Raw genomic sequence first — 13,710 nt, 5'->3', positions numbered from 1 at the left:
GTTGCGGATCTGACGGCGGACGGGGGAATCGGATGACCAGCGCGAGCGCCGAACGGCACCTCTCCATCGACGCCGTCCGCGGCTTCGCGGTGCTGGGCATCCTGCTGATGAACATCGTGGGCATGGGCCTGCCCTCGTTCGCCTACCTCGACCCCACCTACGCCGGCGGCTCGACGGGCGCCGACATGTGGACCTGGGCCGTCAACAACGTGCTGACCGACGGCAAGATGCGGGCGCTGTTCACGATGCTGTTCGGCGCCTCGATGGTGCTGATCGCCGATCGCGCCGAGGCGGGATCCGGCCTCAGCCCAGCCGCCACCCACTATCGCCGCATGCTCTGGCTGCTGCTGATCGGGCTGATCCACGCTGTCTTCTTCTGGTTCGGCGACATCCTTGTCCCCTACGCGATCGCGGGCGTCCTGGTGTTCCCGTTCCGCAAGCTGAGCCCGCGGGTGCAAGTGGCGATCGGCGTGACGATCCTGGCGGCGCTGCTGGCCAAGAACGCCATGAGCCACGAGATCCTGTCGGTCCCTCCCGGCGCCAAGGAAGCTGAGCTCAAGGGCTTCAGCGGCGGCTTCGTGGAGGCGACGCAGGCGCGGCTGAACATGCTGGTGCTGTTCTACCTCGTCATCCATCCGTTCGACACGATCCCGGAGGCGATCGGCCAGATGTTCCTGGGCATGGCGCTGTTCCGAACAGGCTTCTTCACCCTGGGATGGTCCAGCCGCGCCTATGCCCTGACCGTCGTCGTCGGCTACCTGCTGGCGGCGCCGTTCACGGCCTGGCTGGCCTACGGCATCGTCCAGAGCTGCTTCGACGCGAAGGTGCTGCACGAGAACGAGGTGTGGCAGCAGATTGGCCGTCCGCTCATCGCGCTGGCGCATGCTGCGGCGCTGCTGCTGGTGATCCGGGCGGGCGCCCTGACGTGGCTCATCAACCGACTGGCGGCGGCCGGGCGCATGGCGTTCAGCAACTATCTGATGACCTCGATCATCACGAGCCTGGTGTTCTGCGGCTATGGCCTGGGCCTCTACGGCGAGCTGTCGCGCGCCCAGCAGCTGTGGGTGGTGGCGGGCGTCTGGGCCTTCATCCTGGCCTGGAGCCAGCCCTGGCTGGCGCGCTTCCAGTACGGCCCGTTCGAGTGGGTCTGGCGCTCTCTGGTGCAGTGGAAGCGCCAGCCGTTCGTGAAGCGGAAGCCGGCCTCCGCGAGCGCCTAGGCCCCGAAGATCCAGCCGGCGGTGAGCGTGTTCATCTGCACGCCCACCAAAATCAGCTGGCCGCCGCCGTTCATGCTGATGACGGTGTCGGCGCCGACCTGAGCCAGCGTGTACTGCGTGCCCGCGACCAGCATCACGCGGTCGCCCTGCGACGCGCTGAAGTCGGTGACGCGGTCGACGCCAGCCTCGGCGAAGGTATGGAAGACGTCGGCCCCGGCCCCTCCGGTCAGGGTGTCGTTGTCGCGATCGCCCGACAGGAAATCGTCGCCCGACCCGCCCAGCAGCACATCGTCCTGCTGACCGCCGCGCAGGGTGTCGTTCCCCGATCCGCCCTCACAGGTGTCCGCGCCCAGGTTGCCGTAGACGAGGTCGTTCCCGTCGTCGCCGAACAGCAGGTCGCGATCCTTGCCGCCCACCACCCAGTCGTCGCCAGCCCCGCCGGAGGCGGTGTCGTCACCGACGTTGCCGTTGATGTCGTCGAAGCCGATCCCGCCACCCAGGCTGTCGGCCCCATCGTCGCCGCGCAGGTAGTTCGCGCCGTCGCCACCGCGGACCGTATCATTGCCGCCCCCGCCGAACAGGCGGTTGTCGCCCGCGTCGCCTGTGAGGTTGTCCGCGAACGCAGAGCCGATCAGGTTCTCGACGCCGTTCATGGTTTCGGTCTGCCCGGCGGTGGCGCGGGCCCCGTTGATCGTGACCTCTATGCTCGACAATTCGCCGGAGTAGTCGACCGTGTCGATCCCGCTGCCGCCCCAGATCTCATCCGCCCCCTCGCCGGGCAGGATCACGTCGTCGCCGGCCGAGCCATCCAGCAGATCGGAGCTGTCTCCGCCCGACAGGGTGTCGTTCCCGGTGTCGCCATAGAGTTCGTCGCCGCCCCCGCCGCCCGATAGGGAGTCGGCGCCGGCGTAGCCCATCAGGAAGTCGATCAGATCGCCGCCGACCATCGTGTCGAGGCCCTGGCCGCCGTACAGCGCGATGGCCTCGATGTTGGCGTAGGTCCCGCCCCCGGCTGTCAGGGTCGCGTAGGTGGTGAGCCCGGGCCCAGCGGCGAAGTACCAGAGCTCGTCGTAGCCCTCCCCGCCGTCCACGAAGCTGGTCCCGGCCGAGATGGTCAGCGTGTCGCTGCCGGCGCCACCAAACAGACGGTTCACGCCCGAACCGCCACTGACGTAGTCGTCGCCCTCGCCGCCATCCAGCGTGTCAGCCCCGGCCATGCCCCACAGCTCGTCGTCGCCGGCGCCGCCCAACATGGTGTCGTTGTCGTTGTCGCCGTCGAGGATGTCGTTCCCGGCGCCGCCGTTCAGCGTGTCGTCGCCCGCCCCGCCGGCCATCGTGTCGGCGCCCTCCTCGCCGTCGAGGCGATCTGCGCCGGCGCGCGCCATGACGTAGTCCGACCCGGCGCCCGCCCGGATCCGGTCGTTCACCGCCACGCCGGCCAGCGTATCGTCGCCGGCGCCGCCCGACTGAGTCAGCGTCAGCGATGGAGCGTCCCACGACCAGCTCTGCGCCTGGGTCCCGTCGGCCGACTGCAGACCGTAGAGATGCTGGATGGCCAGCACGTCCAGGCTGCCCAGCGCCGTCGCCGGGCCGCCCACGGGATTGTAGGTCATCACCGTATGGACGAGGTCGTCGATCGCGGTCTCCAGCGTCGGCTCACCTTCGAAAGGATGCTTGAGCCCCAGCGCGTGGCCGATTTCATGCACCAGGATATCGAAGTTCACCTGGCCGAGATCGACGAAGACGTCCCCGCCGAAGTCCTCCTCCCAGGCGCCATCGGGCAGGTTCAGGACGTAGGGATTGTAGGCGAACGCCGCGCTGTCCTGGATGCTCTCGGGGCCGAAGCGAAAGTCGTAGACGCCGAACCGGATGTCGCCCATCCCCGCCGGGACTTCGATGAGGGTCAGTCCGCTTACGTCAGCCCATGCGCTGAGCGCCTGGCGCGCCACGTCCTGGTCGGCCGGCGTGAACGCCTGAAAGCTGCTCAGGAAGGCGGCCGAGAAGCTGCTGGTGAACGCCGATGAGAACGTGGCGTCGAAGGAATAGGTGACGAACACGGGCCGGCCGGCCACGCCCACGCCGTTCCAGCTGATCCCGGAGATCAGCGCGTCAAACGTGGTCACCGTCGGCAAGCGCGCCCATCCCCAATACCTGCGCGGGCGCGCGACGCCCCGCGCGACCGGCCTCCCCAAGGCGGCGCGAGTTCATCCCTTGTGGTTGAGCTTGGCAAGCTCGCTCGCCGGTAGAGGGAAGTTCTCCGAATTGTTCAGGCGCGGGGCGATCCCGCTGGACAGGCCTAGTGCTGTCCGCCGTCGACTCGCACGATCGTTCCCGTGGTGAACGAGGACATCGGGCTGGCCAGGTACAGCGCCGTCGTGACGATCTCCTCGGGGCGTCCGGGGCGGCGCAGGGCGTTGTCCGAGGTCTCCCGCGCCTCGGGCGTCCAGGCCTTCGAGATGTCGGTGAGGAACGGCCCGGCCGAGATGGTGTTGACCCGAACATTCGGCCCGTACTCGTGCGCCAGCGAGACGGTCATCGCGTTCAGCGCCGCCTTGGCCCCGGAATAGGGAATCACCCGCGGCAGCGGCACCAGCGCGCCGGTCGACGAGATGTTGATGATCACGCCCCCTTCGCCCTCGGCCATCCGGTGCGCTACCTGCGAGGCCAGCCGGAACGGGCCCTTGAAGTTCAGGTTCAGCACGCTGTCGAATAGCTGCTCGGTCACTTCGTGGCTGGGCATGGCGGGGCTCATGCCGGCGTTGTTGACCAGGATGTCGATCCGCCCGAACTCGGCGTAGGCGGCCGCGATCAGGCCATCCATCTCGTCCCAGCGGCCGGCGTGGACAGCTAGGGCCAGGGCGCGGCGTCCCATCGCCCTCACCTCCTCGGCGACGGCCTCGCAGGCGTCCAGCTTGCGGCTGGCGATGATCACATCGGCGCCGGCCTTCGCGAAGGCGCGCACCATCTGCAGGCCCAGGCCGCGGCTGCCGCCGGTGATCAGGGCGACCTTGCCCGAAAGGTCGAAGAGCTCGTGGGTCATGCCGTTCCCTCGCGTTTCGGCCACTGTGGCGGCCGTCCGCAGGGGAATGGAACCGCGATCAGCCGCCCGCCGCGGCCTTGGCCTGCGCCCAGTAAGCGTCGCGGATGAGGCGCTTGTAGAGCTTGCCCGTCGGGTGGCGCGGCAGTTCCTGCATGAAATCGATCTGCCGCGGGAGCTTCACGCCCGACAGGCTGCCGCGGCAGAAGGCGGTCAGTTCGGCGCGGAAGTCGTCGCCGGCGTCGGCCCAGTCCATCGGCTGGATCACCGCCACCACCTTTTCACCCATCTCCTCGTCGGGCGCGCCCACCACCGCGGCGTCTGCCACTTTCGGATGGGTGATCAGGAGGTTCTCGATCTCCTGCGGATAGATGTTCACCCCGCCCGAGATGATCATGAAGCTCTTGCGGTCGGTGAGGTAGAGGTAACCCTCCTCGTCCAGCCAGCCCACGTCGCCCAGGGTCGTCCAGCCGTGGCGGTTGGTGCTGTCGGCCGTCTTTTCAGGCGCGTTGTGGTACTCGAACTTCCCGCCACCCGCGAAGAACACCATTCCCTCGGATCGGGGCGGCAGCGGCTCGCCATCGTCGTCGCAGATCTTCACTTCGACGGGCAGCGTCGCGCGCCCCACCGAGCCCTTGTGCGCCAGCCACTCGTGGCTGTTGATCACGGTCCGGCCGTTGCCTTCGGTGCCGGCGTAGTACTCGTGGATGAGCGGGCCCCACCACGCGATCATCTGTTCCTTCACCGGGACGGGGCACGGCGCGGCGGCGTGGAAGACCACCTTCAGCGAGCTGTGGTCGTACTTGGCCCGCACGGCCTCGGGCAGCTTGAGCATGCGCACGAAGTGGGTCGGCACGAACTGGACGTGGGTGATCCGGTGCTTCTCGATCAGCCGTAGGCAGTCCTCAGGATCGAACTTCTCCATCATCACGACCGTGCCGCCCAGGCGCTGGACGTTCATCGACCATGCCAGGGGCGCGGCGTGATAGAGCGGCGCGGGCGACAGGTAGATCGTCTCGGCGTCCATCCCATAGCCCTCGCGGGCCCAGGCCGTCACCGCCTCGCCTTCGAGCAGCGATCCGCCGGCGAGCGCACGCTTCACGCCTTTCGGGCGTCCCGTCGTGCCCGACGAATAGAGCATGGCTGCGCCCGGCGTTTCGTCGGGCACGGGCGCCGCTGGATGCCTGGCCCGCTCGGCCTCGAACGAGCCGAACGGAGCCACAGCGTCGTCGACCATCAACAGGGTCACACCGGAGAGGTTCGCGGCCGTCTCCAGCGCCACCGGCGCCATGGCTTTGGAGACCACGAAGACCTTCGCGCCAGAGTCCTTCACGATGTACTCGACCTCGCCGGCCGTCAGCCGCGAAGAGATGGCGGTGTAGCGCAGGCCTGAGCGTTGGGCCGCCCAAAGCACCTCATAGTAGATGGGGTGGTTCTCCATCATGATGGCCACCCCATCGCCCACCCGAAGGCCCAGCGCCCGGAAGAGCTGGGCCCCCTGGTTGGAGCGGTCGTTCAGCTCGCGGAACGTCACCGTGTGACCTGAGCCCGCCATGATGAAAGCGGGCTTGTCCGGGGTGGTCTCCGCGAAGACGCTGGGGTGCATCAGGCGTCGATCCGCGCTTCCGCGTATCCTGAGAGAACCTCGACACCGTCCTGGTTCTTCGTCGACACATCGAACTTCACCAGACCGTTGGCCACCTCGGTGACGGTCGCGGTGGCGTCCAGGGTGTCGCCCGGCCAAACCTGGCTGGTGAAGCGCACGCCGTACTTGGTGAGCCGGGTGTCGCCGACGTAGTCGGTGAGCATCTTGCCGGTCATGCCCATGGTCAGCATCCCGTGGGCGAACACCGACGGATAGCCGGCGACCTTGGTCGTGAATATCTCGTCGGTGTGCAGCGGGTTGTAGTCGCCCGAAGCGCCCGCGTACTGGACGATCTGAGTGCGCTTCAGGTCCTCGACCAAACGCGCCGTGTGGACGTCGCCCACCTTCAGCTTTGCGGCGGAAAGGGCCATCGCTCAGGCCTCCTCTTTCTTGGCAGGCTGTTCGACGGGGCGTTCGGTGCGGACGCCGACGCCGCGGGCGGTGACGACGAGTTCGCCATTCTGGTCGCGATACTCGGTGACGCTCTCCGAGAACACCAGCTTGCCCGAGCGCTTACCCTCCTTTTCCCAGGTCTTGCCAGGGAGCGTGGTCGCAGTCAGCACGTCGCCGGCGCGCAGGGGTCGGTGATACTCATAGTGCTGCTCGGCGTGCAGGCCGCCGCCGCCTCCGCCTCCCCCGCCGCCGCCGCCAGGCGCGCGGACGATGCCGGTCGGGTTCTTGCCCGAGCCGAACCAGGGCTGGCCCACCTTGGGGCGCAGGAAGTAATCCGGGTCGAACTGGGCGCTTGCCTGAACGAAGGTGGGCGGGGCGATGATGCCGCCGGCCTCGGTCTTCTTCGCCGCTTCCTCATCGGTGTAGACCACGTTCTCGTCGCCGATCGAACGGGCGAACATGAGGATGTGGCTCGCCTCCACCGGAAATCTCTTGGCCGCCATGGCGCTCCCTCTTGGATTGACGGCATCTCAGGGTACCGCCTCTTCTAAATGAAGGCGGACTCGCGCAGCGTCAGTCAACCCGTCACGCCGCCGTCGCCCCTCAACCCGACATGACACCGGTTTCCTCCACACCTGCAAGATGCGCTAGACTGAGGCGTCAGGAGGCCCAACTGTGAGCTTGAGCGTTCAGCCCGCCCCGCCGGTGATCCGGTTGCACCCCCACGACAACGTGCTGGTGGCCAGCCGTCGCGTTGCCAAAGGCGCCGTCGTGGAGGCCGTGACCGTGCTGGCCGACATCGGCGCCGGACACAAGATCGCCGTGGCCGCTGTGGCGGCCGGTGAACCGATCCTCAAATATGGCCAGGTGATCGGGGTCGCGACCGAGGCCATTCCAGCCGGCGCCCACGTGCATACTCACAATCTCGCCGTCACTGCCGAGCGCCGCGGCGCCGAGGCGGCGGCGCCCATGGCCCGCCACGAGCCAGCGCGCAGCTTCATGGGTTTCCGCCGAGACGATGGACGGGTCGGCGTTCGCAACTACGTGGGCGTACTGACTTCAGTGAACTGCTCGGCCACCGTCTCGCGGCTGATCGCGCGAGAGGCGGAGCGCTCCGGCCTGCTGGACGACTTCCCGAATGTGGACGGCGTCGTGCCGATCACCCACACCTCGGGATGCGGGATGGCCTCCAGCGGAGAGGGCTTCGACCTGCTTCGCCGCACACTCTGGGGCACGGCGGCCAACCCGAACTTCGGCGGGGTGATGCTGGTGGGGCTGGGCTGCGAGGTGATCCAGACGTCGAAGTTCGCGGAGGACTTCGGCCTGACCGGCCGCGAGGGCTTCCAGAGCTACACGATCCAGGATGTCGGCGGCACGAAGCGGGCCGTCGAAACGGGCCTGGAGCGCCTGCGCGAGATGCTGCCGATCGCTAACCGCGCCCGGCGCACCGAGACGCCGGCGTCAGAACTCGTGCTGGGTCTGCAGTGCGGCGGCTCGGACGGATGGTCCGGGGTGACCTCGAACCCGGCGTTGGGGGACGCCGTCGACCGACTGGTGGCCCTGGGCGGTACGGCGATGCTGTCGGAAACGCCTGAGATCTACGGCGCCGAGCATCTGCTCTACGCCCGCGCCACGGATGAAGTGGCGGCCAAGCTGCGCGCGCGGCTGGACTGGTGGGAGGCCTACACGGCCCGTCATGGCGCCGAAATGGACAACAACCCCTCGCCCGGCAACAAGGCCGGCGGGCTCACCACCATCCTGGAGAAGTCGCTGGGCGCCGTGGCCAAGGCCGGCTCGTCGCCGCTGGTCGACGTGATTGAGTATGCTGAACAGATCCGGGCGCGCGGCCTGGTGTTCATGGACAGCCCCGGATTCGACCCCTGTTCGGCCACGGGCCAGGTGGCCTCGGGCGCGACCATGATCGCCTTTACCACCGGCCGTGGCTCGGCGTTCGGCTGCAAACCCTCGCCCTCGATCAAGCTCAGCTCGAACAGCGACATCTACCGGCGCATGGAAGGCGACATCGACGTCGACTGCGGCCCGATCGCCGACGGCGCCGCCACCATTCCGCAGAAGGGCGAGGAGATCCTGGATTATCTGCTGGACGTCGCCTCGGGCCGACGCAGCAAGAGCGAGGCCCTGGGATACGGCGCCGACGAGTTCGTCCCCTGGCTCATCGGAGCCACGATGTAGCGATTATCTGCCGAGAAAACGATGGTACCGCCCTCCCGGATCGAACGGGAGACCTCCAGAGCCACAATCTGGCGCTCTAACCAACTGAGCTAGGGCGGCGCATCGCGAGCGCGCTTTCTAGTCGCGAGGCGCGGTCCGATCAAGCCGCGCCTTCACGGGTCGAGCAGCGGCCTTCTGTAGCGGCGCGAACCGGCGAGCTCCTGGCCGCCGGAAAGCCGCACGACATAGTCGCCGGACGGCTTGGATTCGACCTCGGCGATGGAGGTGCGACGAACAAGGCGCGAGCGGTGAATTCGCACGAAGCCTGCGCTTTGCAGTCGCCGTTCCATCTCGGACAGCGGCGCGCGAAGAAGGATAGGCGTTCCGCATCGGTGCAGCTCGACATAGTTCCCGGCGGCTTCCACCCACTCGATCTCGGACAGACACACGAAGCGACGGCGGGCGCCGTCCCGGACCTCAATGGCCGCCTCCACACCCTCGACGGGCAAAGGGGCGTCTGCGGAGGCCAGACGGCGCCAGATCACGTAGGTCGCCACCAGCGCGAAGTAGACCACGAGGTCTTTTCGGAACTCGTAGGCGAAGTCCCCCAGCGGGGACCACGGCACGTAGAGCTTGCCGACCGAGGCATAGATCGCCCATCGCAGGACGCCCATCGCCGTCACGTGCAGAACCGAGAAGACGGCCGCTCCCAGCAGATGACCTGCAATGACCTGCGGCCAAGGCGCGGCGAAGGGAAGCAGGCGGCGGGCGTAGGCCATGATGGCCGGCGCGAGCGCCGTCATGACCGCGACGCTGGTCGTTTCCCAGACCAGCGGCTCCCAGAGCGGGATGGGGTCGCCTGCCTCAGCGCGATCATGGGTGACACTGAATGCGCCAACGATTGCGATGGCGCATCCGGCCATGGCCACCGTGGCGACGAACACAGCGTCGCGGCCCCACCAATCCTTTGCTGAAGCCTGATCGCTCAAGCGACCTCCACCGCTTCGCCCGCCACAGCTAGCCGAGCCTCCGGGCAATGAAAAAGCCCCGGTCGCGTGCGCGGCCGGGGCTTTGACTTAGTCAGTTCTCGCGAACCGCGAGGTCAGCCCTTGGGCAGGACGAAGCGGATCGGGATCCGCACTGTACCGCCGTCGACGGGCTGGCCGTCTTTGGTCTGCGGCCGCATCTTGAAGAGTCTCGACATCTTCTGGGCGGCGTCGCCGAAGCCCATGTCAGCCGGATCCTCCGAGATAACGGAGCAGCCGTCTAGCGTGCCCCGCGCATTAACCGTGCAGCTCAGGGTCGCGCGCCCCTCCACTTCCATCCGAGACGCGCGGTCTGGATAGTAGCGGTTCATGTCATCAGCCGACGGACGGCGGAGCCAATCCGGATTGGTGATAACCGACGGACGCGGCGGCTCCGGCGGCGGCGCAGCGGGCGGCCGAGGCTCCTCGATCCTACGCTCGACCGGGGGTACCGGCAGAGGCGGGATCGACGGCATATCGGGCACCGCGACGGGCGGCCGGGGCTGCAGCTTCGGCGGCGGCGGCGGCGGCGTGTTCGGCGGCGGCGGCGGAGGCGGCGGTGGAGGCGGCGGCGGGACAGGCTTGATGATGTCCACGTCGGTCACTTCATCCGAGTACTCTTTGTACTTCGGCTCGAACCGCGTTTTCCACAGATAGACGCCCAGAGCGCCGTGAACGATGACCGCCAGGAGCAGCGCGATGATGGTCCCGGGCCGGCGTTTCGGCTTGGGATCGTCAAACGGGTTGTGCCGGACGATGGCGTCGGAATGAGGTGATGTCTCAGACATGGGTCACCACCTAATTATCGTCTTCGCCGACGAGAGCCACGCTGTAGAAGTTGTTGTCCTGCAGCATGTTCATCACGCCCATGAAGTCCCCGTACATCACGTCCTTATCCGCGCGGATAAAGATGCGTTCCTTTTCAGGATTCCGGGAATCGCCGAGTTGCTTGCGAAGATCTTCGCCGAGCATCGACAGGTCCGTCTTGAAGTCCTGAATGTACAGGTTCCCGTTCGGTTGGATCGAAATATAGACGGGTTTCGGCGGATTGGTGCCGGGCGGTGCGACGGCGGGTGGCAGAACCACCTTGACCGTCACGGCCGCCATCGGCGCCGCAACCATGAAGATGATCAGAAGCACGAGCATTACGTCGACGAACGGCGTAACATTGATCTCGGCGTTCTGCTCTTCCTCGTATCGCCCGCCTCCGGAACTGGAGATCTTGGCGGCCATCTAGGTTAGGCCCCCTTGTCGAGCTGCCGGGAGATCGCGTTCATCAACTCGGCCACAAAGCCTTCCGAACGGGCGCCGTAGGCGGAAATCCGGGTCTGGAAGTAGTTGTAGAAGATAACCGAGGGGATGGCGGCGAACAGGCCCAGACCGGTCGCCAGCAGGGCCTCGGCGATGCCGGGGGCCACGACGGCGAGGTTGGTCGTGTTGGTGTTCGCGATCCCGATGAACGAGTTCATGATCCCGTAAACCGTACCGAACAGGCCGATGAACGGACCGTTCGAACCGACCGAGGCCAGGTACTGCATGCCGCCCGAGAGGCGACGAGCCAGCGAGGCCTGGACGGCGCTCACCGCGTGCGAGGCGCGATCGATAGTGGTGTCACGGTGCTCGCCGGCGATCTGGAGGCCGGCCTGCTTGGAGAGTTCGATCTCCTGAGCAGCCGCGGCGGCCATGTCGGCCAGCGGGTTGCCGTCATACTCTTCCGAGAGCGCGATGCGGCTCATGTCGGTGATCGACTTGGCGCCGCGGAAGTTCTCCACGAAGCCGTCCGAGACCTTATTGAGCGCGTTGAACTCGAGGATCTTGGTGACGAGGATCGTCCAGCTCAGCACGGAGGCGAGAGCCAGGCCGATCATGATCACCTTAACGACGGGGTCGGCGTCCATGAACATGGTGCCGACGTTGAGCTTGCCGGCGCCCTTGATGGTCGGCGGATCGGCGGGCGCCTCAGCAGCCGGCGCGGCCGGCGCAGCGGCCGGGGCCGCAGCAGCGTCAGCGGCCGGAGCGGCGGCGGCGTCGGCGGCCGGAGCAGCCGGGGCGGCGGCGTCCTGAGCGAACGCCGGTGCGCTCACGCTCAGCGCCACGGCGCCGAGGAGAGCGGAAAAGGTCATCTTCAGTTTGTTGTCGAGCATCTGTCGCCAGTTCCTGGTTGGTCTAGCACGATTGGCCGGAGGGTCGTCGCGCGAGAGCGTCTCCACCCTAGTTGAAACAAGCCCGGCGACCCAGTCCGCTTTCGCGGGCCCAGGACTCCAGAGGCGCTGTCGTGCGCCCGACCCGGAACGCGGCTCCCGTCTTTGCGCAGGGATGGCGTTTCGAAGGTGCGAGCGGCCTTGAACTCCCATGAGGGGAACCCAAAGTCTTACCGTCTTGTAAGAGAGCGGCAGGACCCTTTGGCAACCCCTTGTCGAGGCGTCAAGGGGCATGAGCTTGCCATCCCGCGTCAAAATACTGACGCATCCGCACGGATTGTGCGCTGCACACGCAACAAGCGTCTTGAGCCGCGGGATTCAGCACCGTTCGTCGCAATTTCATGCTGCAGCGCAACAGCAGGCGGAACCGCAGTACGTCAAACGGCCATAGTGAGGGCGCGACGCCCGTCGCCGCGACGCGCGGTCGCGCTCATCACCGCGGCGAAGGCGCGACCGAGCGACAGACCGTGCGGTCTGGCGCGAGGCTCGACGTCCGTCCGGGAAAAGTGGTGCCTGGGGGCAGCTTAGTGCGGGCCCCCAACACACTTCCCTTGGATGTTTTGAAAGGGATCTGTTTCGAATGGCCGATCTCGCCGAGGGCGGCCGCCTAGTTGAGAGAAGCTTGGCCGAGAAAGTGTCTTGAAACCAATCCCCTTCACGGACTGACGGCCTAGCCACTCCTGGCACGGACATCGGTGACCTCGTTGGACGATAGCGGACTTTGGAACAGCCCTAGCCGTCAGGCCCCAGGAGCTCTCGCCTCCCCAGCGCGTGATGGAGGGGCGTAACGAAGGCGCCGCTGACGCTGATATGGTCTCAAGGCACGGCGAATTCGAAGCCTGCGTGGAGCGCCTCGAACTGTCGCCGGGCGTAGTTGCGGTCCCGGGTCTGAACATCAATGTAGAAGCTCAGCACCTTTCGCTGCGTGACCCAGCAGGTGAACATCGAAATCGAAGCGTCGTCCGCTGCCTCGTAGGTGACGTGCCAGACGTGCCGATCGTCCTCCTTCTGCGTCCAGTAGTCAGAGAACCTAACGTTGCGGGCCGCCCTGATGTCCTGTTCGGCCTCCCGCCGAGCATTGGCCATTACTTCCGCGGTGCCCCGCATTTTGTCGAGAGGTAGGTCCACGAGCATCATTGAAAGTGTGATGCTCGCCTGATGAAACTCGGAATGGAAGAGCCATTGTTCGGCCTCATCTGACGCATGCTCAGTCCAGTGGCTGGTGAGGGTAAGTTTGAAATGGCCATCCGCCTCGAAATACCACTCGGCAGGTCGGACAGGACCCCTGGGCCGCTCCCTATTTGGTTCAGGCTTCTTCAGTGCGTGCCGCGATAACGTGTTGAGCAACTTCCTCAGCACCGCCCCTGCTCCCCCAGTTCTGAACGCGGGCATTAGCATACACGCTCCCGGCCATCCGAAAGGTCCGGTTACCGCCGAATCCGCATTACGCGAAATCCGTTACCTTGGCCGGACGAGGTCCGCCGGCTCGGCCCCTAGCGCAGCCGCGAGGCGAGCCATGGCGAGTAGGGATGGGTTGCGGCGACCGCGCTCGATGCCGCCGACATAGGTAAGATCGAGTTGCGCATCATGGGCGAGCTGTTCTTGCGTCATGCCGCGGGCCTGGCGCAAACGCCGCACATTCCCCCAACGACCGCGCGCCAATCCATCGGCGCATGGGGTGTAGGAAGTTGATTTGGCTCTAGGGACTATAGTCACTATTCACTCTCCATGACCGGGAAACGACGCGGTCGACCAAAAAAGCCCGTTGGAGACGCTGCGCTCGCCGAAGCGGCGGTGATTCTGATCGCGGAGGCTCTCGCCGAGATTCAGGCCCGAAGAGACTACGCCAGATTAAATCCAAGCTCCGGCAGCTTGAAAAAGCCGGAAAATCAGGACTGATGATTGAAATGACACACGAAAACACCGTTCGAAGAACGGTGGTGCCTGGGGGCGGATTCGAACCACCGACACGCGGATTTTCAATCCGCTGCTCTACCAACTGAGCTACCCAGGCCCGCGG

13 protein-coding genes and 2 tRNA genes are annotated in these 13,710 nt (G+C 66.4%); 2 read left to right on the top strand and 13 right to left on the bottom strand.

Going from position 1 to position 13,710, the window contains the following annotated elements:
- The first annotated feature begins 32 nt into the window (after window positions 1-32).
- Entirely contained in the window at window positions 33-1,217 is a 1,185-nt protein-coding gene (locus ACQ66R_RS22250) for a DUF418 domain-containing protein (protein WP_430425654.1), read from the top strand.
- On the opposite strand, the gene ACQ66R_RS22245 is transcribed toward ACQ66R_RS22250, so the two are convergent.
- The 5 genes from ACQ66R_RS22245 to ACQ66R_RS22225 all read right to left on the bottom strand — a co-directional run bounded on the left by ACQ66R_RS22245 (window position 1,214) and on the right by ACQ66R_RS22225 (window position 6,795).
- Entirely contained in the window at window positions 1,214-3,340 is a 2,127-nt protein-coding gene (locus ACQ66R_RS22245; RefSeq protein ID WP_430426385.1) for a matrixin family metalloprotease, read from the bottom strand. The two genes, ACQ66R_RS22250 and ACQ66R_RS22245, sit on opposite strands and share 4 nt — an antisense overlap.
- Before the next feature lie 173 nt (window positions 3,341-3,513).
- Window positions 3,514-4,257: an SDR family NAD(P)-dependent oxidoreductase gene (locus ACQ66R_RS22240; protein ID WP_430425652.1), complete on the bottom strand. Its 744-nt coding sequence runs from the start codon at window positions 4,255-4,257 to the stop codon at window positions 3,514-3,516.
- Window positions 4,258-4,315: 58 nt separating this feature from the next.
- Window positions 4,316-5,860 (bottom strand): acyl-CoA synthetase, encoded by a 1,545-nt coding sequence (locus ACQ66R_RS22235; protein ID WP_430425650.1) that lies wholly within the window; start codon window positions 5,858-5,860, stop codon window positions 4,316-4,318.
- Window positions 5,860-6,270, bottom strand: coding sequence for a MaoC/PaaZ C-terminal domain-containing protein (locus tag ACQ66R_RS22230; protein WP_430425648.1), 411 nt, complete (start codon window positions 6,268-6,270; stop codon window positions 5,860-5,862). Before ACQ66R_RS22230 ends, ACQ66R_RS22235 begins: the two co-directional genes overlap by 1 nt.
- A gap of 3 nt (window positions 6,271-6,273) precedes the next feature.
- Window positions 6,274-6,795, bottom strand: coding sequence for an FAS1-like dehydratase domain-containing protein (locus tag ACQ66R_RS22225; protein ID WP_430425646.1), 522 nt, complete (start codon window positions 6,793-6,795; stop codon window positions 6,274-6,276).
- 172 nt (window positions 6,796-6,967) lie between these two features.
- Between ACQ66R_RS22225 and ACQ66R_RS22220 the strand changes: the two genes are divergently transcribed.
- A complete protein-coding gene (locus ACQ66R_RS22220) occupies window positions 6,968-8,485 on the top strand; it encodes a UxaA family hydrolase (protein WP_430425645.1) in 1,518 nt (505 codons plus the stop codon).
- A gap of 22 nt (window positions 8,486-8,507) precedes the next feature.
- Here ACQ66R_RS22220 and ACQ66R_RS22215 read toward each other — a convergent pair.
- The 8 genes from ACQ66R_RS22215 to ACQ66R_RS22180 all read right to left on the bottom strand — a co-directional run bounded on the left by ACQ66R_RS22215 (window position 8,508) and on the right by ACQ66R_RS22180 (window position 13,704).
- Window positions 8,508-8,584: transfer RNA gene (locus tag ACQ66R_RS22215), tRNA-His, on the bottom strand.
- Window positions 8,585-8,637: 53 nt separating this feature from the next.
- Window positions 8,638-9,453 (bottom strand): LytTR family DNA-binding domain-containing protein, encoded by an 816-nt coding sequence (locus tag ACQ66R_RS22210; RefSeq protein ID WP_430425643.1) that lies wholly within the window; start codon window positions 9,451-9,453, stop codon window positions 8,638-8,640.
- 113 nt (window positions 9,454-9,566) lie between these two features.
- On the bottom strand, window positions 9,567-10,277 hold the full coding sequence (locus ACQ66R_RS22205; protein ID WP_430425641.1) for an energy transducer TonB: 711 nt from the start codon (window positions 10,275-10,277) through the stop codon (window positions 9,567-9,569).
- Window positions 10,278-10,287: 10 nt separating this feature from the next.
- Complete coding sequence (locus tag ACQ66R_RS22200) at window positions 10,288-10,722, bottom strand: ExbD/TolR family protein (RefSeq protein WP_430425639.1); 435 nt, start codon at window positions 10,720-10,722, stop codon at window positions 10,288-10,290.
- Window positions 10,723-10,727: 5 nt separating this feature from the next.
- Window positions 10,728-11,633 (bottom strand): tonB-system energizer ExbB, encoded by a 906-nt coding sequence (exbB, locus tag ACQ66R_RS22195; protein WP_430425637.1) that lies wholly within the window; start codon window positions 11,631-11,633, stop codon window positions 10,728-10,730.
- An 873-nt stretch (window positions 11,634-12,506) separates the two neighbouring features.
- Complete coding sequence (locus ACQ66R_RS22190) at window positions 12,507-13,049, bottom strand: hypothetical protein (RefSeq protein ID WP_430425635.1); 543 nt, start codon at window positions 13,047-13,049, stop codon at window positions 12,507-12,509.
- Between the two features lie 99 nt (window positions 13,050-13,148).
- Window positions 13,149-13,328 carry a helix-turn-helix transcriptional regulator gene (locus tag ACQ66R_RS22185; protein ID WP_430425633.1) on the bottom strand — a complete coding sequence of 60 codons (180 nt, stop codon included), beginning with the start codon at window positions 13,326-13,328 and terminating at the stop codon, window positions 13,149-13,151.
- Between the two features lie 300 nt (window positions 13,329-13,628).
- Window positions 13,629-13,704, bottom strand: a tRNA-Phe gene (locus tag ACQ66R_RS22180).
- Window positions 13,705-13,710: the final 6 nt, after the last annotated feature.

This window comes from Phenylobacterium sp. (assembly GCF_965284355.1).
GTDB lineage: Bacteria > Pseudomonadota > Alphaproteobacteria > Caulobacterales > Caulobacteraceae > Phenylobacterium.
This window is presented reverse-complemented; position numbering and strand designations above follow the sequence as displayed.

What these genes read in the sequence shown, in the direction of transcription:
- ACQ66R_RS22200 (WP_430425639.1), bottom strand. Translation starts at nt 10,722, where the DNA reads ATGGCCGCCAAGATCTCCAGTTCCGGAGGCGGGCGATACGAGGAAGAG.
- ACQ66R_RS22205 (WP_430425641.1), bottom strand. Translation starts at nt 10,277, where the DNA reads ATGTCTGAGACATCACCTCATTCCGACGCCATCGTCCGGCACAACCCG.
- ACQ66R_RS22230 (WP_430425648.1), bottom strand. Translation starts at nt 6,270, where the DNA reads ATGGCCCTTTCCGCCGCAAAGCTGAAGGTGGGCGACGTCCACACGGCG.
- ACQ66R_RS22250 (WP_430425654.1), top strand. Translation starts at nt 33, where the DNA reads ATGACCAGCGCGAGCGCCGAACGGCACCTCTCCATCGACGCCGTCCGC.
- ACQ66R_RS22235 (WP_430425650.1), bottom strand. Translation starts at nt 5,860, where the DNA reads ATGCACCCCAGCGTCTTCGCGGAGACCACCCCGGACAAGCCCGCTTTC.
- ACQ66R_RS22225 (WP_430425646.1), bottom strand. Translation starts at nt 6,795, where the DNA reads ATGGCGGCCAAGAGATTTCCGGTGGAGGCGAGCCACATCCTCATGTTC.
- exbB (WP_430425637.1), bottom strand. Translation starts at nt 11,633, where the DNA reads ATGCTCGACAACAAACTGAAGATGACCTTTTCCGCTCTCCTCGGCGCC.
- ACQ66R_RS22240 (WP_430425652.1), bottom strand. Translation starts at nt 4,257, where the DNA reads ATGACCCACGAGCTCTTCGACCTTTCGGGCAAGGTCGCCCTGATCACC.